The organism is Ramlibacter henchirensis (assembly GCF_004682015.1).
Lineage (GTDB): Bacteria > Pseudomonadota > Gammaproteobacteria > Burkholderiales > Burkholderiaceae_C > Ramlibacter > Ramlibacter henchirensis.
The window spans coordinates 439,884-461,823 of sequence record NZ_SMLM01000001.1 but is presented as its reverse complement, the minus strand read 5'-3'; the positions used below and the strand labels follow the sequence as shown (position 1 = coordinate 461,823).

Annotated in this window: 19 protein-coding genes; 11 read left to right on the top strand and 8 right to left on the bottom strand. The window is 68.6% G+C overall.

Going from position 1 to position 21,940, the window contains the following annotated elements; all coding sequences use genetic code 11:
- Nucleotides 1-22: 22 nt before the first annotated feature.
- From EZ313_RS02340 to EZ313_RS02330, 3 genes are all read left to right on the top strand, one after another.
- Nucleotides 23-505: a hypothetical protein gene (locus EZ313_RS02340; protein ID WP_135261616.1), complete on the top strand. Its 483-nt coding sequence runs from the start codon at nt 23-25 to the stop codon at nt 503-505.
- Nucleotides 502-993 carry a hypothetical protein gene (locus tag EZ313_RS02335; protein WP_135261615.1) on the top strand — a complete coding sequence of 164 codons (492 nt, stop codon included), beginning with the start codon at nt 502-504 and terminating at the stop codon, nt 991-993. The genes EZ313_RS02340 and EZ313_RS02335 overlap by 4 nt, the downstream gene beginning before the upstream one ends.
- Before the next feature lie 168 nt (nt 994-1,161).
- Nucleotides 1,162-1,662 (top strand): hypothetical protein, encoded by a 501-nt coding sequence (locus EZ313_RS02330; protein ID WP_135261614.1) that lies wholly within the window; start codon nt 1,162-1,164, stop codon nt 1,660-1,662.
- Nucleotides 1,663-1,818: 156 nt separating this feature from the next.
- Here the strand turns inward: EZ313_RS02330 and EZ313_RS02325 are convergent, their stop codons facing one another.
- Together EZ313_RS02325 and EZ313_RS02320 are read right to left on the bottom strand one after the other, a co-directional pair.
- Nucleotides 1,819-2,769, bottom strand: a complete 951-nt coding sequence (locus tag EZ313_RS02325) for a LysR family transcriptional regulator (RefSeq protein WP_135261613.1) — start codon at nt 2,767-2,769, stop codon at nt 1,819-1,821.
- 67 nt (nt 2,770-2,836) lie between these two features.
- The gene (locus EZ313_RS02320; protein WP_135261612.1) at nt 2,837-3,034 is read right to left on the bottom strand and encodes a hypothetical protein; all 198 of its coding nucleotides are present in this window, start codon (nt 3,032-3,034) and stop codon (nt 2,837-2,839) included.
- 166 nt (nt 3,035-3,200) lie between these two features.
- Here EZ313_RS02320 and EZ313_RS02315 point away from each other — a divergent pair, with 166 nt between their 5' ends.
- Nucleotides 3,201-3,674 carry a GNAT family N-acetyltransferase gene (locus EZ313_RS02315; RefSeq protein ID WP_135261611.1) on the top strand — a complete coding sequence of 158 codons (474 nt, stop codon included), beginning with the start codon at nt 3,201-3,203 and terminating at the stop codon, nt 3,672-3,674.
- A gap of 25 nt (nt 3,675-3,699) precedes the next feature.
- Here EZ313_RS02315 and EZ313_RS02310 read toward each other — a convergent pair whose 3' ends face one another.
- The 3 genes from EZ313_RS02310 to EZ313_RS02300 form a co-directional block, all read right to left on the bottom strand.
- Nucleotides 3,700-4,626 carry a glycosyltransferase family 2 protein gene (locus tag EZ313_RS02310; protein WP_167772474.1) on the bottom strand — a complete coding sequence of 309 codons (927 nt, stop codon included), beginning with the start codon at nt 4,624-4,626 and terminating at the stop codon, nt 3,700-3,702.
- 151 nt (nt 4,627-4,777) lie between these two features.
- Nucleotides 4,778-5,833, bottom strand: coding sequence for a glycoside hydrolase family 18 protein (locus EZ313_RS02305; protein WP_135261609.1), 1,056 nt, complete (start codon nt 5,831-5,833; stop codon nt 4,778-4,780).
- Nucleotides 5,834-6,232: 399 nt separating this feature from the next.
- Nucleotides 6,233-7,033 (bottom strand): TetR/AcrR family transcriptional regulator, encoded by an 801-nt coding sequence (locus EZ313_RS02300; RefSeq protein WP_135261608.1) that lies wholly within the window; start codon nt 7,031-7,033, stop codon nt 6,233-6,235.
- A gap of 175 nt (nt 7,034-7,208) precedes the next feature.
- Here EZ313_RS02300 and EZ313_RS02295 point away from each other — a divergent pair, with 175 nt between their 5' ends.
- The 7 genes from EZ313_RS02295 (at nt 7,209) to EZ313_RS02265 (ending at nt 13,502) form a co-directional block, all read left to right on the top strand.
- Complete coding sequence (locus EZ313_RS02295) at nt 7,209-8,435, top strand: FAD-dependent monooxygenase (protein WP_135261607.1); 1,227 nt, start codon at nt 7,209-7,211, stop codon at nt 8,433-8,435.
- A gap of 11 nt (nt 8,436-8,446) precedes the next feature.
- Entirely contained in the window at nt 8,447-9,220 is a 774-nt protein-coding gene (locus tag EZ313_RS02290; protein ID WP_135261606.1) for a maleate cis-trans isomerase family protein, read from the top strand.
- Nucleotides 9,217-10,044 (top strand): alpha/beta fold hydrolase, encoded by an 828-nt coding sequence (locus tag EZ313_RS02285; protein WP_135261605.1) that lies wholly within the window; start codon nt 9,217-9,219, stop codon nt 10,042-10,044. The genes EZ313_RS02290 and EZ313_RS02285 overlap by 4 nt, the downstream gene beginning before the upstream one ends.
- The gene (locus EZ313_RS02280) at nt 10,031-11,089 is read left to right on the top strand and encodes a 2,5-dihydroxypyridine 5,6-dioxygenase NicX family protein (RefSeq protein WP_135261604.1); all 1,059 of its coding nucleotides are present in this window, start codon (nt 10,031-10,033) and stop codon (nt 11,087-11,089) included. The genes EZ313_RS02285 and EZ313_RS02280 overlap by 14 nt, the downstream gene beginning before the upstream one ends.
- The gene (locus EZ313_RS02275) at nt 11,086-11,721 is read left to right on the top strand and encodes an isochorismatase family protein (RefSeq protein WP_135261603.1); all 636 of its coding nucleotides are present in this window, start codon (nt 11,086-11,088) and stop codon (nt 11,719-11,721) included. Before EZ313_RS02280 ends, EZ313_RS02275 begins: the two co-directional genes overlap by 4 nt.
- A 93-nt stretch (nt 11,722-11,814) precedes the next feature.
- Nucleotides 11,815-12,831: a Bug family tripartite tricarboxylate transporter substrate binding protein gene (locus EZ313_RS02270; protein WP_135261602.1), complete on the top strand. Its 1,017-nt coding sequence runs from the start codon at nt 11,815-11,817 to the stop codon at nt 12,829-12,831.
- 212 nt (nt 12,832-13,043) lie between these two features.
- The gene (locus EZ313_RS02265; RefSeq protein ID WP_135261601.1) at nt 13,044-13,502 is read left to right on the top strand and encodes a DUF3237 domain-containing protein; all 459 of its coding nucleotides are present in this window, start codon (nt 13,044-13,046) and stop codon (nt 13,500-13,502) included.
- Here the strand turns inward: EZ313_RS02265 and EZ313_RS02260 are convergent.
- From EZ313_RS02260 to EZ313_RS02250, 3 genes are read right to left on the bottom strand one after another with little or no spacing between them, the layout of a single operon-like run.
- A complete protein-coding gene (locus EZ313_RS02260) occupies nt 13,499-19,375 on the bottom strand; it encodes an alpha/beta fold hydrolase (RefSeq protein WP_167772473.1) in 5,877 nt (1,958 codons plus the stop codon). The two genes, EZ313_RS02265 and EZ313_RS02260, sit on opposite strands and share 4 nt — an antisense overlap.
- Nucleotides 19,335-21,143: an ATP-binding response regulator gene (locus tag EZ313_RS02255; protein ID WP_167772472.1), complete on the bottom strand. Its 1,809-nt coding sequence runs from the start codon at nt 21,141-21,143 to the stop codon at nt 19,335-19,337. Before EZ313_RS02255 ends, EZ313_RS02260 begins: the two co-directional genes overlap by 41 nt.
- A gap of 7 nt (nt 21,144-21,150) precedes the next feature.
- The gene (locus EZ313_RS02250) at nt 21,151-21,798 is read right to left on the bottom strand and encodes a response regulator (RefSeq protein WP_135261597.1); all 648 of its coding nucleotides are present in this window, start codon (nt 21,796-21,798) and stop codon (nt 21,151-21,153) included.
- Nucleotides 21,799-21,940 lie beyond the last annotated feature (142 nt).

The following is a 21,940-nucleotide window of genomic DNA, read 5'->3' as shown; positions in this document are numbered from 1 at the left end:
CATTCAACCCGCCGAACGTGCCATGAAAGAGGACAACATGAAGCGGCCGCAGCGCATTTACTGGTGGACGCTCATCGCTTGGCTGGTGGGCGTACTCATTCACTTGGTTTGGTACGTGCTCCAGATGCGTGATCAGCCGCCGACCGACGAGGTCTACACGCGGCTGCTGTCCTGCCAAGTGGCGGCCTTTGCTTTAACCGAATTGCCGTATTGGCTGGGCGGTGCTGGTCGAAACAATCCGGCAGCACAGCACCTACCGAACCTTGGTCCGATCCCAACCGGAAAGTGGGAGTGGGGGACTACCTACAACAGCCGCAACACTGGTATGAACACAATCAACCTCGTCCCGTTACCTGGAAATTCATGCCATGGCACGGGTCGTGATTGCGACTCTTTCCGCGCCCACGGGAACAATCGCGCAAATGATGCATCGAGAGGCTGCATCATCTTGCCGCCGAATCGCACGCAAATACCGCAAGGAGAGATCGTGGAGGTCATGCCGTGAAATCCAACGAGTTGCTTCCGCCTTTTATTGGAGCCTGCCTGTGGTGGACTACGATTGCAGCGACGGGTCAATCCGCGGTGTCAATCAAAGTATTGGAGGCTTCGTTACCTGAGAGCAATGTGACCGCGCGCGTCACTGTGCTGAAGGACCCGCCGTGTCTGTTCGACCGCACTGCCTATGGATGGGGCGTAGAAAATACCTGTTCGAAGGAGAGCATTGGCGGCATCATGGTGGAGCAAGGGGGTAAGCGGCAGATCGTCCCGCTCTCGGCATTTGCGGACCTGGCGGAGCCGAGAACCATTCGACTTATTGGGAAGACGCCCCGCTCATTCATATTGCAAATCAGCGGGGGGGATGCAGCTACTTCGTACAGAGCGAACTTACGTTTTGAGAATGGTGCTCTGAAAACCCGGCGTGTGGAGAGCGGCGAGTTTCCAGCTGACGCGAACGAAACGACCAAGTACCGGTTCAATATCGATCAGAGGTGAGTTGGTCTCCAGGTCGTTCACGGGCCGATGTCAAAGTGCCATGTCGCACAGGCGAGTTCGTGCAGACTGCCTCACCCGGACGACCCGCCAGGTGATGAACGTCGATGCGGCCAGCAACGGTCTGCTCGGCCTTGAGGCAGACGACCGAAATCACCAACACCGGCCACGATGTCGACGGCTGGCGTCACGGTCACGTACACGCTGGACGCCAACGGCTCGCTCACCAGTGCCGGCCTGCACGAGTTCGAGTACGACGTGGCCAATCGGCTTTCCAAGGTGCGCAGCGCGCAGAACAACGAACCGGTGACGGCGCGGTACTTGCACAACGCGCGGGGCAGCGTGTTTTCAGGAGCGAGCCGAGCGCCGACTTCATCCGCCTACGGCATTAAGTGCACCACCATGGGCAAGGTGAAGCGAACGATGCTGGCAGTGCCGGCTGTGGTCATTGCTCTGATTGGCGCCTACCTCGTGATTCGAATAGTGGCCAGCTTGCTGCAGGGCTATCCGTGGAAGGACATGGACTGGGCCCAACATGGTGGCACCTCCATCGGGGATTTCCTCGCAGCCAGCGACATTGGCAAGCGACAAATCAATCGGGATGGCAAGGATTGCGTTGAGTACTTCTCTTACAAGGACGGACTGCCGGTCAAGGTGGTCTGCTCAAAGTAAAACACAGCGGGACAACTCCGTACATCGGACGCACGACGCGACGAAACGCGGCAGCAGGACGCCGTCAGGCGCCACTGCCCCTCTCTTTCCGGGCGATGGACGCTGCGACAGGCCCCGTGTCCGGTCGAACGCAAGCAATGCAGGATGTGCCGCCACCTACGCCTCAATGAGCTTCTCCGGCAGCAACCCCGCATCGATCAACCCCGCGTCCCAAGGCGGCACGCGCGTGAACGCCGAGCGGATGTGCTCGATGAACAGCTCGAGCTTGAAGGCATTGCGCAGCGTGCCCGCATACACCGCGCTCAACCGGAAGGACGACAGCTGGTACTCCGGCAGAACGATCTGCAGGCGCCCTTCGCGGATCGCCTCGCCCGCCACCAGCGTCGGCAGGCAGACAATGCCCGCGTGTTCCAGCGCGTACTCGCGCAGCAGGTGGACGCTGTTCGTGAGCAGTGCGGCCTGCAGGTAGGTGGTGAGTTCGGCGCCGTTGCCGTCGTAGAACGTCCAGCGGTCGCGCGTCGGATACCCCGAGTACAGGCCCAGCCGGTGCTCGTGCAGGTCGCGCGGGTTGTCGGGCATGCCGCTCTGCGCCAGGTATTCGGGCGTCGCGCAGAACACGCGCCGCACCGCGAACAGCGGGCGCGAGACGAGCTCGGTGGACGCGGCGGGAAAGATCTGCAGCGCGCAATCGACGCCGGCCTTCACCGGGTCGACCACCGCATCGCTCACCACCAGCTCGAGCCGGATGTCCGGGTACGCGGTCTGGAATTCGCGCAGCAGCGCGCCGAAGTGGCCCACCACGAAGCCGGTGAGCGCATGCACGCGCAGCGTGCCCGCGGGCTTGCCGCGCGCATCGCGCATGTGGTCGACGACGTCGTTGGCGCGGCCGACCAGCTCCATGCAATCGCCCAGGAACGCCTGTCCCAGTTCGGACAACCGCACGACGCGCGTGCTGCGGTGGAACAGCGGCGCGCCGAGGTATTCCTCCAGTTGCTTGATGCGCGTCGTGACGACCGACTTGGCCACGCGCAGCTGCCGCGCGGCCTCCGCGAAGCTTTGCGTCTGCGCGACCCGCACGAAGGTCTCGATGTTCTGGAGTCGGTCCATGGCAGCGGCCGCCTGCAACGGGCGAAGGGCCCGGGAAAATTATGCAGCGGCAAATCGACGCCCTGGCTCAGGCGGCCGGACGCAGCGATCGCACCCGTCGCCGCGTCGGCTCGGTCAACCCCTGGCTCTCGGCCCAATACGAGTCGAACTCGGACGGGGTGATCCCCAGGTCCCGGTAGGTTTGTGCATCGAGGCGGGTGAATTCGCGCCTGGCTCGCGCGAACCGCAAGGCGTCACGGGCCTTGGTGAAGATCTGGCTCAGCATGATTTCCCCTTTGTGGAATCAGGATCCGAGCAGGCAGTTTCGAAGGCGTCCGTATCCCCGCGACGTCGATCGCGGCGCCGTTCGCCGCGTCCTTGTAGCGCGCGGGGGCCGTTTGTAATTGCTCCGTATCGGGCGTCGTGATGTACTGGCGGCGCCGCACGCCACCATGACCGTCGACCCGCCCATCCGCCTTGCCGACCCCGCCGACGCCGATGAGATCGCGGCGATGTCGCGCGAGTTCATCGAGCATGGGCTGCCCTGGACGTGGCGTCCGGGCCGCGTGCTGAAAGCGATCCTCAACCCGGAGACCAACGTCGCCGTCATCAGGGCGGAGCGCGGACTCGTCGCGTTCGGGATCATGGAGTACCTGGAGTCGGACGCGTACCTGGTGCTCCTGGCGGTCCGCGCGGAAAGCCGTCGCAGGGGATTTGGCAGCGCGCTGCTCGAATGGCTGGAGGCTTCAGCCTCCGTCGCCGGGGCGCAGCGGATCCGGCTGGATGCACGACGCGACAACGCAGCCGCACGCACGTTCTACAACGAGCATGGCTACCACGAGGTCGCGATCAACCGGGGACGGTACAGCGATGGCGTCGACGGGATCCGGCTGGAGAAGTGGCTTCGGCCGGCCAACGCGCGCTGAGGCGCGGCTTCACGGCACAGCTTAGCTACTGGCGGGCTCGCGACCAGGGGAGGCGACTGGGTCCTGGCGCCTGCATCAGCGCCCGAGCCTTGCCCACTGCCCATCCGAAGTTCCATATCCAGTCCGCGAGCGATCGCTTGGCCTCGACGCGGCCCGTGGTGGCGGCCAGCGCGACGCCCAGCCCGAGGGGCATCATGCGCAGCATGTAGGCGCCGTGGCGCAGCAGCGCGAAACGCGGCGGCTCTACTCCGTAGTGCCTCTCCAGCCGAGTGTCGTCGATGGCCCAGTTGCAGCCTTGCAGGAAGCGGGCCTTCAGCCGCGTCTTCTCGCGGTAGTGCACGACCGCGCGCGGCTCCAGGTACAGGGAATAACCGGCGGCCTGGGCCCGCCAGCAGTACTCCATGTCGTGCGACATCGGGAACTCGACGCTCAATGGCCCGAGCGCCATGTACAGCGACCGCTGCAGACCGAACGCAGCGCCGCTGCCCCACTCCAGGTAGGGCGGCGTGCTCGCGCGTGAAAGGCCGGAGTAGCGCTCGCCCTCGGTGGAGGGCGGAAGCACCCACGGCGGATTGAGCTTGCGGTGCTCCAGGCGGGCCACGACGAAGGGATGGTCGGCCAGCGCTTCGCCCATGGCCTGGAGCCAGCCTGGGGCCACTTCATCGTCCGCCTCGCAGAACACGAAGGCGTCGCCCGTGGCCGCCTTGATTCCGGTGTTGTACGAGTGGGCCACCCCCAGCCGCTTGGTGCCGGGCGTGTAGGCCTGGACGATCTTCAGGCCGGGGAGCCGGTCCTGGTACCGCCTGACGATCTCCAGGGAGTTGTCCGTGGATCCGTTGTCGACCGCGATGACTTCCCAGCCACCGGGCCAGTCCTGGCGGGTCAGCGCCTCCAGCTGGACCGCGAGCGTGGCGGAGCCATTGAAACAGGGCAGGATGACACTCAGCTTCACCGGCAGCCTCCCTCTTGCTGCGCCCGCCGCGATGCAGGCCGATCCATCATGCCAGCAAGCCCTGCCGCGCGGGCCCGCTGGTGATCGGGACTACCCCTGATGCCGCTGCCTGGCAACGCGGCGGTGCATCACCGCCGTGCTGCGCCGGGCGTCAGAGCCGCGCCTTCATCGTGCGGCCCCAGGTGTTGCCGCCGCTGAGGTTGAGCTGCGCGTTCCAGCAGAACATGCCGCGCACATTGGGATGGCGCGCCTTGACCGCATCCCACTCGCGGATGCACTCCTGCAGCGAAGGACCGTTCGAGTAGTTCGCCGCCAGGCCCAGCATCACCTTGTGGGCGCCCAGGTCGTTCACCCAGTCGTTGGTGCGGTTGCTGATGAAGCCGGGCGCGTTGAAGCCGGACCAGTCGTAGTACTGCGGCGCGGCCCAGTCCAGCATGCCGGCGTCGCTCATCGCCTTGATCATCGCCCGGTCCTCGAAGGAGTTCGGTTGCGGCGGCGCGGTGATCGCGAAGTTGGCGCCGTACAGCGACTTGAGCTGCTGGGAGATCCAGATCATCTCGGCCGGCGACGAGCCGATGTTGGCCTCGAAGTTGTTGAAGTCGCAGCCGTCCAGGCCACCGAAGGTGTCGTACATGTCCCGGAAGGACGCGACGAAGTTGCTGCTCTTGGTGCGCGTGTTGAAGTTAAAGCCGGCGCTCGCGCCGCCCACGGTGAGGATCACCTTCTGTCCACGGCCGCGGCACTGCTGCACCTGCGAGGGCGGAACGCCCCCCCAATGCTCGAACATGAACGAGCCGTTGCCCACGTTGTTCCAGCTGCCGCCGACCGTCGCCCCATTGGGCTTCGAGTGGAACAGGTAGATCACATTGAATTCCGCCGGGACGGCCGTGATCCTGTAGACGCCGGTGTCCCACGACGTGTAGTAGCAGGCCAGCACCTTGGCCGGCAGGCCCGAGCCCGATCCGGGCTGCGGTTCGGGCGCCGGGGCAGGGGCAGGCGCCGGTGCGGGTGCTGCTCCCGGTGCGGGAGCCGGCGCGGCGCCAGGCGCCGGAGCCGTGGGCGCGAGCGCGTCGGCCGACACGCCGGTCACGACCCCGGGTTCCGCGCCCGCCGTGGAGGCTTCGGCTCCACCACCACCGCCGCCGCAGCCTGTGAGTGCAGTCAGCGTCGCCGCACCGGAACCAGAGAGAAAGAGCCGTCGTTTCATTTCAGCGCCTTGCAAAGGGGGCCTGCGAAGGCGCGTGAACGCCGCTGCAAGCTCGACCAAAGGGAGCTGGGTACCGCTCGGAAGAGCTGGCGAACCTCAGCAGGAGGCGCGAATGTAGTAGGACGGTTCCGACATCCCGGTAGGAAAGCGGCTACAGCCGTAACCAAAGATGAGCTTGGCTGGCGTGACCCAGTTCACGAAAGAAACGCCGGAGACTGGATCGGAAGGCCTCGCTGCACCGAGGCGGCAATGGCTCAGCCACGGTGAGTCGGACGGCGACGGTTGCCGCTGGCTCAGCCGTTGTATCGAGCAGACGAGACGGGCCGCGCGGCGCGGCGGACCGAGTTCAGAAAGTTACGGTGTGGACCGCGGCGGAGACCCCGGCGCGCGCTCCGGCGGTTACGGAGCGGATTTCTTTTTCAGGACGCGCGTGCGGGGCCGCTCGCCGATCGCGCCGATGCTTGCCGGCGCCTGCAGCCCGCCGACGACGAATGCGGTGATCTGGTCGAGGATCGCCTCGGTGTCGTCCAGGTCCACGAGCCCCGGAGCGGTCACCTCCATGCGGTGCGTGTCCGAGAACGCGTACATGTAGGCGCCGACCATGAGCGTCATGCGCCAGAAGACATCCTGCTCGGGCAGATCCGGCAGCGCCAGCCTCAGGGCCTGGACGTACTTGCGCGTCGAGAAGTCGTAGACGCGCGTGCGCAGGTCGTACGAGATGCTCGGCGGCTCGGTGTGCAGGCGGGCCTGCAAGCGAAGGAACGCCCGGCCTTCGGGCGTGGCGCGCAGGGCGAGCACGGGCGCCAGGAATGCCTGCACCAGGTCGCGCAGCCGGATGCGCTTGCCGCTGGCCTGCAACTCCTCCAGGTTGACAAGCCGCTGGTCCGAGATGGGCATGCCGCGCCGCAGGAACGCCGCCTCGAACAGTCCGTGCTTGGATCCGAAGTAGTAGCTGATCAGCGCCTGCGTCACGTCGGCCGCGTCGGCCACCACGCGCAGCGTGGTTCCGGCGTAGCCCAGCTCCGCGAAAGCGACTTCCGCGGCATCCAGGATCTTCTCGCGCAGGTTCGATTCGCCTTCGGGGCGCCCCGGCCCGGTGCGCACGGGCTTGCGCTTGCGCCCGGGCGCGGCGACCCCGCTGCGGCCGACGGGCGGCGGGACGACGGGAGCGGGAGCGGACTTCAGGCGCGCGGTGGTCATGGCTGATGCGTTGTTCTGCGCCCCAGTCTAGCGAACCGGTGCACCTGTCGGGGGGTCCATCAACCCTTTTATTTGGTCGGTCATTTAATTTTATTTGGCCGGTTGATTAATTTCCGCTTCAATGGCGTCCGCGCGGCGCCTTCGGCGCGCCGCATCGGCAACACAGGAGAACTGGATGAGCAAAGTCTTGCGCGTCGCCATCGTGGGCGGCGGCATCGGTGGTGTGACGCTCGCGCGGGCCCTGCACGCGCGCGGCATCGAGTTCCGGATGTTCGAGCGCGCCCCCGCCTTCGGCGAGATCGGGGCCGGCGTGCAGATCACGCCCAACGCCGTGAAGGTGCTGAAGGCCATGGGCCTGGGCAGCGAACTGGCGCGCGTGGGCTTCCTGCCCGAGGCGATGGTGGGACGCAACTGGGAGTCCGCGGCCGAGCTGTTCCGCACGCCGCTGAAGGCGACCGCCCCGACCTTGTACGGCGCGGAGTTCTACCACGTGCACCGCGCGGACCTGCACGCCATCCTGAGCGCGGGGCTGCCTTCGGAGTCGGTGCGCTTCGGCGTGCGCTGCGTCGGCGTCGAAACCGGCGCGGGCGGCGCGACCGTGGTGCTGGACGACGGCACGCGCTACACGGCGGACGTGGTGGTCGGCGCCGACGGCATCCACTCGGTGGTTCGCGACGCGCTGTGGGGCGCCGACAAGCCGCAGTACACCGGCCACATGTGCTGGCGCGCCCTGGTGCCCGTCGACAAGTACCCCCTGCCCTACGTCAGCCCGGATGCTTCGTTCTGGATGGGGCCGAAGGCGCACGTCGTGACCTACTACGTCAAGGGCGGCGCCGCCGTGAACATCGTCGCGGTGGGCGAGTCGCCGGCCTGGGTCAAGGAGGGCTGGATGGAGCCGAGCTCGACCGACGACCTGCTGGCGTTCTACGCGGGCTGGCACGAGAACCTCATCCGCCTGTTCGAGAACACCGACCGCACGCAGACCTTCAAGTGGGGCCTGTTCGACCGCGATCCGATGGACCGCTGGTCGGTCGGCCATGCCACGCTGCTGGGCGACGCGGCGCATCCGATGCTGCCCTTCCTGTCGCAGGGCGCGGCGATGGCCGTCGAGGACGGCTACGTGCTCGCCTGCGCGCTCGACCACTTCCGCGGCGACGTGCCGGCCGCGCTGGCCGCCTACGAAGCCGAGCGCCGCCCGCGCACCAGCCGCGTGCAGCTGCAGGCGCGCGAACGCGGCCGCACCTACCACCTGTCCTCGCCCGAGGAGCAGCGCGAGCGCGATCTGGCGTTTCAGCGCGAGCAGGCCCGCAATCCCAACGCCGTGGGCATCCGCGCCGAGTGGATCTACGAGTACGACGCGGTGTCCTGCACCGCCCGCTTCGACACCCCGCTGGCCGCCTGAGGAGCACCGCGATGAAGACCTTCCGCATCGGGCAGATCGTGCCCAGCTCCAACACCACCATGGAGACGGAGATCCCGACCATGCTGCGCGCCCGCGAGGCGGTGGAAGCCGAGCGCTTCACCTTCCATTCCTCGCGCATGCGCATGAAGCACGTGACGAAGGAGGAGCTGGCCAGGATGGACGGCGACTCCGGCCGCTGCGCGCTCGAGCTGTCCGACGCGCGCGTGGACGTCCTGGGCTACGCCTGCCTGGTGGCGATCATGAGCATGGGCCGGGGCTACCACCGCCAGTCCGAGCAGCGCCTGCACGCCCTCACGCTGGAGAACGGCGCCCCGGCTCCGGTGGTCACCAGCGCCGGCGCGCTGATCGACGGCCTGAAGACGCTGGGCGCGCGCAAGATCGCCGTCCTCACGCCGTACATGAAGCCGCTGACCGCGCTGGTCGTCGACTACATCGAGCATGAGGGGTTCGAGGTGCAGGACGCGGTGTCGCTGGAGATCCAGGACAACCTGGCGGTCGGCGCCCGCGACCCGCGCGCGCCGATCGAGCTGTCGAAGAAGCTGAACACCGCCAACTGCGACGCCGTGGTGCTGTCGGCCTGCGTGCAGATGCCTTCGCTGGCCTCGATCCAGCCGGTGCAGGACCGCATCGGCCTGCCGGTCGTCTCGGCCGCGGTGTGCACGGTGCACAGCATGCTCACTTCGCTCGGCCTGAAGCCCCTGGTGCCGAACGCCGGTGCGCTGCTCTCCGGCGCCTACGCCCGCACGGAGGCGCTCGCGTCATGAGCCGCTACTGCCACGGCTACAACGTGCGCGCCAACGGCGTGCGCCTGCACCTGCTGCGCTACGGCGGCGAGGGCAAGCGGCTGCTGGTACTGCCCGGCATCACCAGCCCGGCGATCACCTGGGGCTTCGTGGCGGAGCGCCTGGCGCAGCACTACGACGTGCACGTGCTCGACTTCCGCGGCCGCGGCCTTTCCGAAAGCCGCGCCGGCCTCGATGCCGGCCTGGACAGCATGGCCGCCGACGTGACCGCCCTGCTCGAAGTGCTGCAGTGGCGCGAAGCCATCGTGCTGGGTCATTCCATGGGCGCCCGCGTCGCGATCCGCGCGGCGGCTCGCAACCCCGAGCGGTTCGGCCACCTGCTGCTGGTGGACCCGCCCGTGACCGGACCGGGACGCCGCGCCTATCCGGCGCCGCTGTCCTGGTACGTCGATTCCATCCGCCTGGCCTGCCAGGGCACCGATGCCGAAGGGCTGCGCCGCTTCTCGCCCACCTGGAGCGAGGAGCAACTGCGCCTGCGCGCCGAGTGGCTGCACACCTGCGACGAGGCCGCGGTGGTGCAGGCGTACCACGGCTTCCACGAGGACGACATCCACGCCGACCTGCCCCGGCTGCGGGTGCCGGGCCTGCTGATGGCCGCCGGCCGCGGCGGAGTGATCCTGCCGGACGACCTGGCGGAGATCGCCAGGCTCGCGCCGGGGCTGGAGCAATCCACCGCCGCGAACGCGGGCCACATGATCCCCTGGGACGACGAGGAAGGTTTCTTCCGCCTGCTCGGCGAGCACCTGGGCTGCATCTTCGAAGGAGCCGGCCATGGCCGTCAGTGATTCCGACCTGATCCGCGCCTGGGAGCAGGTGCTGTCGCTGTCCGGCCTCAAGGAAGGCCAGATGGTGACGGTGCTCACCAGCGACGCCACGCACCCGCAGACGCTGCGTTGTGCCGTTGCGGCCGCGAGCGCGCGCGGCGCCTGCGTGAGCCGCCTGGACCTGTCCGCGGTCAACGCGGAGAAATCCCTCAGCCGCGACCCGCTCGCCTACCTGGGCACGACGCCCCTGACCGGCAACCGCCCTGCGATCGCGGCGTTGAAGGCGAGCGACTACGTGCTGGACCTGATGACGCTGCTGTTCTCGCCCGAGCAGCACGACATCCTGTCGTCCGGCACCCGCATCCTGCTGGCCGTCGAACCTCCCGAGGTGCTGGTGCGCATGGTGCCCACGCGCGCCGACAAGGAGCGCGTCGCGGCCGCGGCGCGGCTGTTCGAGGGCAAGCGGACGATGCGCATCCGGTCGGCCGCCGGAACCGACCTCACCTGCGCGGTGGGCCAGTACCCGGTCGTCCAGGAGTACGGCCTGGTCGACCAGCCGGGCCGCTGGGACCACTGGCCGAGCGGGTTCATCCTGACCTGGCCGGACGAGGGCGGCAGCCACGGGACGGTGGTGCTCGATCGCGGCGACATCCTGCTGCCGCAGAAGTGCTACGTCCAGGAGCCGGTGAAGCTGCGCGTCGAAGCCGGCTACGTGCGCTCGATCGAGGGCGGGCTGGATGCCGAACTGCTGCGCGACTACGTCGAGTCCTTCGGCGACCCGGAGGCCTATGCGCTCTCGCATATCGGATGGGGCCTGCAGAAGCGCGCCCGCTGGAGCACGCTGGGCCTTTACGACCGCGAGGCGAGCATCGGCATGGATGCGCGCGCTTTCGACGGCAATTTCCTCTGGTCCATGGGGCCGAACAACGAGGTGGGCGGCAGCCGCACGACGGCCTGCCACATCGACATTCCGATGCGCAAGTGCACGGTGATGCTGGACGACCTGGTCGTGGTCCGCGAAGGCCGGGTCTGCGACGAACTGCTGGTGCAGGGAGCAGCCGCATGAGCGCGCGCGACAAGGACGTGGAGGTCTACGCGCGCCAGGGCCTCGGCGGCTCGATCGGACGGCAGCCGCCCTACGGGCTGCTCCTGGTCGATTTCGTCCAGGGCTTCGCGGATCCGGCGCAACTGGGCGGCGGCAACATCCCGCAGGCGATCGAAGCCAGCGTTGCGCTGCTGGCCGCCGCGCGATCGCAGGGCTGGCCGGTGGCTCACAGCCGCATCGTGTACGCGGACGACGCGAGCGACCACAACGTGTTCAGCGAAAAGATCCCCGGCATGCGCGTGCTGCACGAGGATGCCGCGGCCAGCCAGTTCGTGCCGCAGCTCGCGCCGCGCGCCGGCGAACTCGTCGTGCGCAAGACCGCGCCGTCGGCGTTCTTCGGCACGCAGCTGGCGCCCTGGCTCACCGCACGCGGCGTTCGCACCCTCCTCGTGGCCGGGTGCACCACCAGCGGGTGCGTGCGCGCCAGCGTGGTGGACGCGATGTCGTGGGGGTTCCGCCCCGTGGTCGTCGAAGACTGCGTCGGCGACCGCGCCATCGGTCCGCACGAAGCCAACCTGTTCGACATGCGCAGCAAGTACGCCGACGTCGCGCCATGGAAATCCGTGGCGGCGAGCATCGGCATCGCTTCGTAGGCGAACGGGGTCTTGCGGCATTCCGCCAAATGTTCTTGCGCCGCTCTCACCGGCGGCTTCTCTTCGTCCAACCATTCCATGAGGAGCAGTTCCATGTCTTTCGAAACCACTCCGCGGCAGGCTGGGTCCCGCCGCCGCTTCACGCTGCAGGCGGCCGCGCTGGCCTGCGCCGCTTCGTTCGCAGCCCTCGCGCCCGCGACCGCGATGGCGCAAGCGTGGCCAGCCAAGCCGATCCGCCTGATCGTCAACTTCCCGCCGGGCAGCTCGCCCGACGTGGTGGCGCGCGCGATCGGCACGCCGCTGTCGCAGGCCCTCGGCCAGCCCGTGGTGATCGACAACCGCGCGGGCGCCAGCGGCCTGATCGGCGCCGAGGCGGTGGCCAAGTCGGCGCCGGACGGCTACACGCTGCTGGTCTCGGCGGGCAGCTCGTTCACGATGGTGCCGCACATGATGCCGAAGATGAACTTCGATCCCTTCAAGGACTTCGTGCCGGTCGCGGGCATCGGGCGCATCGACATCTTCCTCGTGACGCGCAATGACCAGCCGTACGCCAGCTTCCCCGAGTTCGTGAAGTACGCGAAGGCCAACCCCGGCAAGCTGAGCTATTCGAGCGCGGGCAACGGCACCTCGCCCCACATCGCGGGCGAGATGATGAAGGCGATGGCGGGCCTGCACACCGTGCACATCCCCTACCGCGGCACCACGCCGGCGCTGCAGGACCTGCTGGCCGGCAACGTGAACTACTCGTTCGATTCCGGAGCCTCGGTCACGCACATCAAGAGCGGCAAGCTGCGCCTGCTGGCGACGGCGGGGAAGAAGCGCTCCAGCCAGTTCCCCGAGACGCCCACGATGGACGAACTGGGCCTGAAGGGCTTCGACGCCGGCACCACGCATGGCCTCTTCGCCCCCGCCGGCACGCCGCCGGAGATCGTCGACCGGCTCAATGCCGAGGTCAACAAGATCCTGGCCACCCCGCAGGTCGCGCAGCAGATCCGCGCCATCGGCGCCGAACCCGCGTCCGGCACGCCGGCGGAGTTCCGCGCTTCGATGACCGCCGACAGCGACCGCTACGGCGCCGTGATCAAGGCGCGCGCGATCCGGCCGGACTGATCTCCGCCGGGAATGGACACGGCCATCACGGCCTGGCTCCTGCTGGCGCAGGAGCCAGTCTCCGGGCCGCCGGCCATCCTGGCCGCGCCACCGGAGAAAGGACCTGGCGCCGGCGACGACGGGCCTGCCGCGCCGGCAAGCGGCGAGCAGGTCATCCATTCGCGCCCCGGCTACAGTAGTCGGCCGCGGCCCATCGCCGAAGGAGGGATGCCTTGAACATCGAAACGCGACCCCTGTTCGACCTGCGCCTTTCGGTCCCCGAGATCGTGGACCTGGGCGACACGCCCGCCGGGCGCCGCCGGGTCTCCACGGTCGCAGGCGGCGTGTTCGAGGGCGAGCGCCTCAAGGGCGAAGTGCTCGGCTCGGCAGGGGGCGACTGGATCCTGCTGCGCTCCGACGGCGTGCTCGCGCTCGACGCGCGCCTGCAGCTGCGCACCGACCAGGGCGAACTGGTCCACATGGCCTATCGCGGCCTGCGACACGGTCCCGCGGAAGTGATGGCCCGGCTCGCCGCGGGCGAATCGGTGGATCCGCGCAGCTACTACTTCCGCATCGTGCCGAGCTTCGAGACGAGTGCGCCGCGGCTGCAGTGGCTCAATCGAGTGATCGCGGTGGGCACGGGCCGGCGCGAGGCGGCCGGCCCGATCTACTCGGTCCACGAGGTCCTCTAGGCCGGGACCACGCCCTCGCGAACTTCGCTCGGCGCCGGCGCGGGCACCGCCGCACCGCCGATGCGGAAATCGAAGCTGTTCACCGCATCGAAGGGCGTGCCCTCCGCGCGGTCGAAGCGCACGTTCACCGCCCACCCGGCCCCCTCGGTCGCCACGGTCAGCACCGCGAACCCGTCCCCGACGGACGGGAACGAGGTCTCGACACTGCAGCGGTAGGCCGCTCCCTCGTGCGAGAACTCGAACACCTCGTTGCCGGCGAAGTGCTCTTCGATCCCGTTCGCGAACGGATACGGCGCATACAGCGCCGAGCTGTGGATCGAATGCGCGACCACCACGCCCGGCGCGCCCACCTTGCTGATCTCGATGCGGGCGACGTTCGAGACATGCGCATCCCCCGACAGGAACACGACGTCGCCGGTGCCGCGCTCGTACACCCTGGCCAGCAGCCGGTGCAGCGAGGCCGGGAAACCATCCCACGCGTCCGAACGGATGGCCGACGCAGTGGCGGCCCCGCGGGTCTGCAGATGGCGCGGAAGCACCATCGGCGCGGAGACGAAGAAGCGCGGGCCCTCGACGCTCCTGTCGGCCAGCCACTTGTCGAGCGCGGCGGTCTGCTCCTCGCCCAGCATGCTCGCGCTGCCCACCGTCGCCGCGGTGCGCGGAGTGCGCGCCGTCCTCGCATCCGACCAGAAGAATTCGAATCCGCCGGCGGGCGCCTGGCGCCACAGCTTGACGGTCGCACCGCCGTCGCAATCCTCGTCCCACTGGTTGCGAAGGAACTCGCGGATGCCCTTCTGTCTCAGGCGCTCCGTTTCCTGCCGTTCGAACGCGCCGTCCGGGTCGGGCTCCCAGTTGTCGCCGATCTCGTGGTCATCGGGCTGCATCACCGCCGGAAGGCGCGACAGCACCGCCCTCGGACCGCGCGCCCCGAAGAACGCCTCGTAGGAGATGCGGTAGCGATCGTCGAGGCGCCGTGCGTCGAAGAGACCCGCCGTCGCATCGGCGTAGATCTGGTCACCGGTCAGCACGAGGAATTCGGGGATCGGCAGCGGCGCCTTTCCTGCCCGCCTGCCTTCGAGCAAGGCCAGCAGCCGCAGATACGAAGCGTCGCTGGGGCCTGCCGGTGCATCCTCCGGCGTACGGGGAGGTGTTCGATCCAGGATGTCGCCGGGATACTGGCAGCTGGCCAGCGCGAAGCATCTCGTGGAGGACGGCGCCTGCAGCGCTTCGCGCCGTTGCAGGTTCAGGATGCCCAGCCCGAGCTCGACGCTCGCGGCGCCCTCGAGCGTGCGCCGCACGGACTTCGCCATCTCCCGCGCGATCCTGCCGGCCAGGTCCGCCGAGGCCTCGATGCCGGGCAGGGTCACGCCCTTGGGATCGGCGGCCATCGCCGCGAGGCTCGCGAGTCCGTGGCCGCCCTTGCCCTTCGCCTTCTCGGCGACCCGGCCGGCCAGGTCGGAGTTGAAGCGATCGACGCCGGGCTGCAGCGCCGCCGACATGTTGTAGAGCACGAGCACGAGGACCCCGCATGCGCCCTGCGGCAGCGCGTAGCCATCGAGCTCGAAGGTGTAGCGCGTCGCCAGTTCCTCCGGCGACACCGGCTTGAGCGCCCTCCAAGCCACGAGCCGGACCAGTTCATCTTCCGCCGCCTTCACCGGCCGCCCGTTGTCGTCGAGCGGCAGATAGCCGCCCTCATGCTGCGCGACGGGGATCAGCAGAGCGGCCACCGGAGCGCCACTCGCCCCCTCGTCACCGAGCGAGCAACGATCGCTGCCTGCAAGCGGTTGCGGCGCACGCACCCCGAAGGCCGGGATGCAGGCCGAAAAGGTGATCCTGATGCCCGTCTGCTCCGGGACGACGGGAGCGAAGGGCGCCTCGAGGTACGCGTTCATGTCCCTGAACATCGCCTCGGCGGGCGCGCCGATCAGCAGGTCCTGGTGCCCTGCGTCGTAGAGCTTCGGCAGGAAGGCGCGGTCGCTCTCGAAACGCGCGTCGCTGTCCGTCAGCACCTTGCGGAAATGCGCCGGCGTGCGGTTCGACGCCAGGCCGTTCTGGCGGCCGTGCACATGCATGATGGGGAAGCGCAGCTTCTCGCGCAGGCGGTCCGGCCGGACGAAGTCGTTGAAGCCCTTCCTCGTGGTGATCGCACGCAGGCGCGCGAAGTGCACCGCCTGCGACACGGTTTCGATGCTCAGCGGGCCGAAGTGATCGTCGATGTACTCCAGCATCCGCGACGACAGGTTGTTGACGTTGAAATCGCGGCCGTAGAGCGCGTCCATGCGGTGTCGCGTGCCGACCCACGGCGTGCGGCGCCAGGGCGGCCAGAACGGGTTCTCGCGGTCGAACTCCTCTTCCGGGTAGGGCAAGGTGGCCAGGAAGCGATCGATCAGCCGGTCCTTGTGCGAATGCCTGCCGGCGGGCCGGAACTCGTAGTCGTGCAGCGGCAGGAAATGCCGCAGGTACTGCATGGCATACGCCCGGAACGTATTGGCCGGCGTGAACACCACCGCGGGCGCCACCTGCGACATCACCAGGCGCCGGATCCGGTTCGGCAGGTCGCGCCGCAGCGGCAGGAAGCGCTCTCGATCGGACTCGGTCCCCAGGAGCGCCATGCCCAGCATCGCCGAGCCCATGCAGTGCGCGAACACGTCGATCTTCGGGACGCCGGTCATCGCGCAGACCTTGTGCACCGCGACCGGAATGTCCGCGTACCCGACCTGCTCGAAAGCCCACGGCTCCCTCGCATGCGGCATGCCCGCGCTGGTGCGCAGGTCGGCGATCCAGACGTCGCGGCCGCGGTCCCAGAGCGACGAGGCCACGTTGGGCCGCACCGAGTGGTGCGCGAATGTCGTGCCGCTCGCGCTGTAGCCGTGGATGAGCAGGATCGGCGTCAGGATCGCCTCCTGCGCGGCGGGGTTGGCCCGCATCGCGCGTGCCCGCCTCGATTGCGAGTACGGGTAGTGCGTCAGCCGCACCATCACGGGCTTGCCGTTGCGCGGTCGGCTGACCGGGAACTCGTGGACCTGCGGCGGCGGAAGACCCGGCACGTAGCCCGGGAGCCGCTGGATGTCGCGCGGCTGCGGTTCGTCCGGCAACCTGAAGCTCCACGCGTGGATCTGGATCAGCATCCGGGTGAGATAAAGGCCGAGCGCCGCGACATCGACCAGCGCCTTCACGTGGTCCTGCTGCTGCACGATCCTGAACAGAGGGGTTTTCTGGCGCGCCAGGTAGCCGGTGTCCAGCTCGAGGACGGCGCCCGCCTTGCGAGCACGCGGGAACGCCGTCAGCGACACCTGCGACAACTGCCGCCAGGGATTCGCGCGCCGCGAGTAGGTCAGTTCCTTGCGTCCCTGGATGGCCGCGCCCTCGATCGATCGCTGGATATAGGCCGGCAGCTTCGAAGCCAGGACGCTCTCGACCACGAGGTCGTATTCGAGCAGGCGGGTGCCACCGGCGCGCGAGCTCAGCGCCCACAGGCTCCTGCCGCGCTCCATCGCCTCCTGCAGGAACCCCTTGTCGTTCTCCGGGGCCTTGCCCTTCCATCGATCGATGACCCACAGCACGGAGTCGCGAAGACCGCGGTTGCGGAACCAGGCCCACAGCCCTTGCCAGCGCCTCGCCGCGGGCGAGGTCTGCTTGTGGCTGAACGCCCGCAGGGAGCCCTTCACCGTCGCGACCAGGAGCGCGGCCTCGTCCGCCGGCTCCGTGTCCTCCGGCGGCGGCTCCGCGAAGATGCGCAGGCGGCCGTGGGCCGGCTGCAGTCGCAGCGTGGCGGCCGCAGTTCCTGACGCCAGGTCCCGGGTGGCGATCGGGTCGAAGCGCATTGTCAGTTCGACGTGCGCGGCCGCGCTGCCGGGGCCATCGATCCCCCGGATCGGCACGGGGCCCGACAGGCGTTCGAGCACTTCGATCAGGGTGTCCTTCGACGGCTCCACCATTCCAGGCGTCTTGAACCACGGCCGGCTGCCGATCTCGAGTCGGGGGGCGCCCTCCGTGTAACCCCACTGCGTTCGCAGTTGCCCGACCGCTCGCAGCGCCACGCCGGCGATGGTCAATGCCGGGTTGATGCCCAGCGACGCGGGAATGATGGAGCCGTCGAGGACCACCAGCCCCTCGTGCAGGGCGGCCTCCTCCATTTGCTCCTTCTGCTCCTTCAGATCCTTCCGCGGCGCCGCGTCGAAGACGCGGCCCCATTCGTCGACGACGCCGGAAGCAGCGTCGTCCCCCATCGGACAACCACCGAGCGGATGCACCGTCAGCAGCGGGCCGGTCTCGCCGCCCAGCAGTTCGGTCAGCTTCTCGGGCATCAGCTGCCACATCGGGTTGGGCAGCGCGCGGGCGCCGGATGCGCGCAACAGCTCTTCGAAACGGCGATGCCGCGCCTGCAGCGGCGGGTAGTCCCTGAGCGTCGGCCACTGGATCGTCGCGGCGCCGTCGCCGTCGTCCCACGCACCGCTGGCATTGAGCTTCATCACGCCGTCCGCGCTGTCGTGGCCGATGATGGCCACCATCAGCGTGTTGCGGATCGCCGCATCGTCGACCGCGCAGACATCCTGCGTTTCGGCACCGTGCGGCCGCTCGTCCGCTTCGCCCAGCATGTGGATCGCGGAAGCCGTGGTCACGCTCTGCTCGAGCAAGGAGCGCAGCGGGCCGGGCACCGCGAGGTCCTGGATCAGCATGCCGTCGGTGGCGCGCAGGTCGAGCATGCCGGTGATGGTCGGGCCGACGCGCTTCGCGTCCGCGACCCCCCTCGGGTCCACGTCTTCGTCGGCGGCGCAGTTGGCTTCCTCTTTGCCGGCGTAGGCGGCCGCGATCAGGTCGCCGTTGGCCGACACCTGGTGCCCGAGCTTGTGCGAGAGCCGCAGCCCCGCGCCTTGCGAGCGAAGCAGGATCTCGGTCGAGCCGAAGGTGCCGGCCGCGAGCACGACGCGGCGCGCCCGAATGACCGTCGGTGTGCCATGCCTGCGCCGCAGCGGCTCGTCGGTGTGGACCACATGCAGGTGCCACACGGTTTTGCCTCCCGCGTCGAGGGCCTTCTCGATCTTGAGGACCGTCGCGCCGGTGAACAGCTCGGCGCCGTGCTGCCTGGCTTCCGCCAGCAGCGTCACGTCCAGCGAGACCTTGGCGTTGTAGTTGCAGCCGGTCGCACAGTTGCCGCAGCGCACGCACGCATCGACCCGCACCCCCGCGCGGGTCTTGAAATCCTTTTCGTTCGCCCCGGTCAGCGCCACCGTGATCGGCAGCGGCTCCACCTTCACGCCGCCGTGGAAGCTGCCCAGCGCCTGGAACTTGCGCGGCTCGGGGAAGTCGACCGACTGCACCGTGCGCGTCGCGCCGAGGCGATCCTTGAGTGCGCCTGCGAGCTCGAACAGCGCCTCGACGGTCTGCTCCCGGTGGAACGCCGCGGGCCAGTGCGCGGAGCCGAAGACACCCTTGTCCGGCAGCGCCATCACACCGGCATTGATCAAGGAACCGCCGCCCAGGCCGTTGCCGACCACGGCGCAGAGGTCCTCGCCGATGCGCACGTCGAAGAGGCCGTCGCGCCGGCCGCGCGCGTGCCGCGTGTCCTTCTTCGAGAAGCGCACGTGTCCCGGCAGATCGGCCATGCGGGAAGGGAACGAGCCGGGCAGGTGCTCGTTGCCGCGCTCCAGCACGCAGATGCGCCTGCTCCCGCGCGTCTTCGCAAGCTCCGCGGCGGCCACCGCGCCGCCATAACCGGTGCCCACGACCACGACATCGAAGTCGATGCCCTGCGCCGTGCGCTGCGGATCGCCCTCCAGCGAAGCGACCAGCGTCTCGAAACCTTGCGCCAGCCAGCGCGTCGCCCGCTCTTCAGGCGTGCCCTTCCTGGCGGGCGATGATGGGTCGCTCATCGGGTCTGCTCCTTGGTTTGACTTCGCGCGTGATCGCCTGGTGCAGCGCCTGCGGCGACACGGGTTTGTGCAGCAGCGCGATGCCCTCCTCGTGCGCATCCTTGATGCGGTCGGGAGCGGTATCCCCGCTGATCAGGATGGCCGGCACCCCGGGGTGCAACGAGCGCAGCTGCTCGATGGCCGTGATCCCGCTCTCCTCCCCCCTGAGCCTCAGGTCGACCAGCAGGATGTCGGGCCGCATGGACCGGCACTGGGTGACGGCTTCCTCGATGCATCCGGCCAGCCGCACGTCGCAGCCATAGGCCTGCAGCAAGGTTTCCATGCCCTGCCGCACGGCCTCTTCGTCGTCCAGCACCAGCACCTGCGTGCCGGCCAGCGACGAGTCGGGATGCGATGCGTCCGCCGGGCCCGGATCCGGTGAGACTGCGACCGCGGGCCGTCCCCTGGGGACCTCGATGTCGAACCGCGTCCCGATCCCGGGAGACGAGCGCAGGTCGATGGTGAGGTCCAGCAGCTCCGCCAGGCGGCGGACGATCGAAAGCCCCAGCCCGAGCCCGCGGGAGCGATCCCGCTCCGGGTTGTGCAGCTGGTAGAACTCCTCGAACACGCGTTGATGCTCGGCCTCGGGGATGCCGATGCCCGTGTCCTCCACGGTGATCACCAGGTGCTCGGCGTCCCCGCCCGAGACGCGAACCCCCACTTCGCCTGCCGGCGTGTACTTGATCGCGTTCTCCACGAGGTTGCGCACGATGCGGGCGAACAGGACTTCGTCGGTGCAGCACGTGGCATCGGGCGGACAGTGCATCTTGAGGGCCAGCCGTTTCGCGCCGGCCATCTCCACGTATTCGGTGTGCAGGTGCGCCAGGAACGTGGAGAGCGAGAAGGTCGTGCGGTTGACCGGCACCACGCCCGCATCCAGCTTGGACACGTCGAGCAGCGCGTCGATCTGCGCGCTGAGCGCCTGCAGCGCGGTGTCCATGTGGATCGCGATCTGCCGCGTCGCTTCGTCCAGCGGCCGCATCGTCAATGCCGCGCCGAACAGCGACAGCGTATGCATCGGCTGCCGCAGGTCATGGCTGGCGGAGGCGAGGAAGCGCGTCTTCGCGCGATTGGCCGCTTCGGCGTCGTCGAGCGCCGCGCGAAGCTGGCGGTTGAGCACCACCTGCTCCTGGCGGATGTGGAACGATTCCTTCAGCAGGCGGAACGTGTCGTTGGCCAGCTGGAGCATCAGCATGCCGTACACGAGCACCAGCGAGGCGATGAAGTATTCGACCCACGGGTGCGAGGCGCCCGGCGCGCCGACGGCCCACATGACGCTCAGCAGCAGGAGGGTCGGCGCGACGAACGCCACGAACACCGGCCGGTATCCGCCCGTGGTCGCGACCGAACCGGCGCACAGGGTCAGCAGGAGAATCGACTGCACCGCACGCTCGGGCGTGTCGAGCGCCACGCCGAAACCGATCGATGTGCCCTGCACCACTCCGTTGAGCGCGCTCATCAGGACCGCGATGCGCAGCTTGTCGTGCAGTCCCAGCGAAGACGAGGGCAGGCCGCCCAGTACCTTCCAGCGCAGGGCCAGCACGATCGCCACCGCCGCGAGCCAGACCCACGGAAGCGAGCCGCCGAGCTGGTTCCAGGCGATGGAAGCGAGCAGCAGGGAGGACAGGAACACCGGTACGGGAACGCGCCGCGCCTCGCGCGCGAACAGCTCGATCAGCTCCTGGGCGAGCTCGGGACCGATGCGTTCGGTGGCGGGGCGGGGTTCCATGGCAGGCTCAGGCCGGCACGCCGTCGAAGATGTGCAGCTCATGCACGCGGTACATGGCCTGTGCCCGCGAGTTGACGCCCAGCGCCTGGTAGATCGACCACAGGTGGGCCTTCACCGTGCCCTCCGCGATGCTGAGCTCGCGCGCGATCACCTTGTTCGCCTTGCCCTGCAAGAGGCACTTCAGCACGGCGAGCTGGCGGCCGCTGAACTCGGGGGCGCCTCCAGTCTTCGACGGCTGCGCGGGAGCAGCGGCGGGACCTGCCGCCGTCAATGCGGCACGCGGGAGATAGATGCCGTTCGCGAGCACCAGTCGCAGCGCCTGGATGGTCAGCGAAGCATCGGTGGTCTTCGGGATGTAGCCGGCCGCACCCGCATCGACGGCGCTGCGAATCAGCAGCGGATCCTCGTCGCCGGAGACCACCACCACCGATGCGCCCTCGTGCGCGGCCTTGACCTGCCGCAATGCTTCCAGCCGGCTCGTCCCCGGGAGGTTCATGTCGAGCAGGATCAGCTCGGGCGAATCCTCGGGCGGCACCGCGACCGCTTCGGCCACGCTGCCCGCGTCCGAGATGCGGACACCCGGCTCCAGTGCCGTGAGGAGCGTCTTCAGCCCTTCACGAAAGAGCGGATGGTCGTCGACGATCAGGATGTGCATCGCGAGCCTCGGGCCCGTCAGGGGCCACGACCACTATAGGCATCGCGCACCGGATGACAACTAAACGTTCGGCCCGATCAGCTGAACCGGTTTAGTCGCCGCACTAAACCGCCGGCCGATCGCGGGCGCAGCTTGCAAGATT

Bases quoted from the DNA above. Each gene is read 5' to 3' on its own strand.
- EZ313_RS02340 (WP_135261616.1), top strand. From the start codon at position 23: ATGAAAGAGGACAACATGAAGCGGCCGCAGCGCATTTACTGGTGGACG.
- EZ313_RS02330 (WP_135261614.1), top strand. From the start codon at position 1,162: ATGTCGACGGCTGGCGTCACGGTCACGTACACGCTGGACGCCAACGGC.
- EZ313_RS02325 (WP_135261613.1), bottom strand. From the start codon at position 2,769: ATGGACCGACTCCAGAACATCGAGACCTTCGTGCGGGTCGCGCAGACG.
- EZ313_RS02320 (WP_135261612.1), bottom strand. From the start codon at position 3,034: ATGCTGAGCCAGATCTTCACCAAGGCCCGTGACGCCTTGCGGTTCGCG.
- EZ313_RS02315 (WP_135261611.1), top strand. From the start codon at position 3,201: ATGACCGTCGACCCGCCCATCCGCCTTGCCGACCCCGCCGACGCCGAT.
- EZ313_RS02305 (WP_135261609.1), bottom strand. From the start codon at position 5,833: ATGAAACGACGGCTCTTTCTCTCTGGTTCCGGTGCGGCGACGCTGACT.
- EZ313_RS02300 (WP_135261608.1), bottom strand. From the start codon at position 7,033: ATGACCACCGCGCGCCTGAAGTCCGCTCCCGCTCCCGTCGTCCCGCCG.
- EZ313_RS02295 (WP_135261607.1), top strand. From the start codon at position 7,209: ATGAGCAAAGTCTTGCGCGTCGCCATCGTGGGCGGCGGCATCGGTGGT.
- EZ313_RS02290 (WP_135261606.1), top strand. From the start codon at position 8,447: ATGAAGACCTTCCGCATCGGGCAGATCGTGCCCAGCTCCAACACCACC.
- EZ313_RS02285 (WP_135261605.1), top strand. From the start codon at position 9,217: ATGAGCCGCTACTGCCACGGCTACAACGTGCGCGCCAACGGCGTGCGC.
- EZ313_RS02280 (WP_135261604.1), top strand. From the start codon at position 10,031: ATGGCCGTCAGTGATTCCGACCTGATCCGCGCCTGGGAGCAGGTGCTG.
- EZ313_RS02275 (WP_135261603.1), top strand. From the start codon at position 11,086: ATGAGCGCGCGCGACAAGGACGTGGAGGTCTACGCGCGCCAGGGCCTC.
- EZ313_RS02270 (WP_135261602.1), top strand. From the start codon at position 11,815: ATGTCTTTCGAAACCACTCCGCGGCAGGCTGGGTCCCGCCGCCGCTTC.
- EZ313_RS02260 (WP_167772473.1), bottom strand. From the start codon at position 19,375: ATGAGCGACCCATCATCGCCCGCCAGGAAGGGCACGCCTGAAGAGCGG.
- EZ313_RS02255 (WP_167772472.1), bottom strand. From the start codon at position 21,143: ATGGAACCCCGCCCCGCCACCGAACGCATCGGTCCCGAGCTCGCCCAG.
- EZ313_RS02250 (WP_135261597.1), bottom strand. From the start codon at position 21,798: ATGCACATCCTGATCGTCGACGACCATCCGCTCTTTCGTGAAGGGCTG.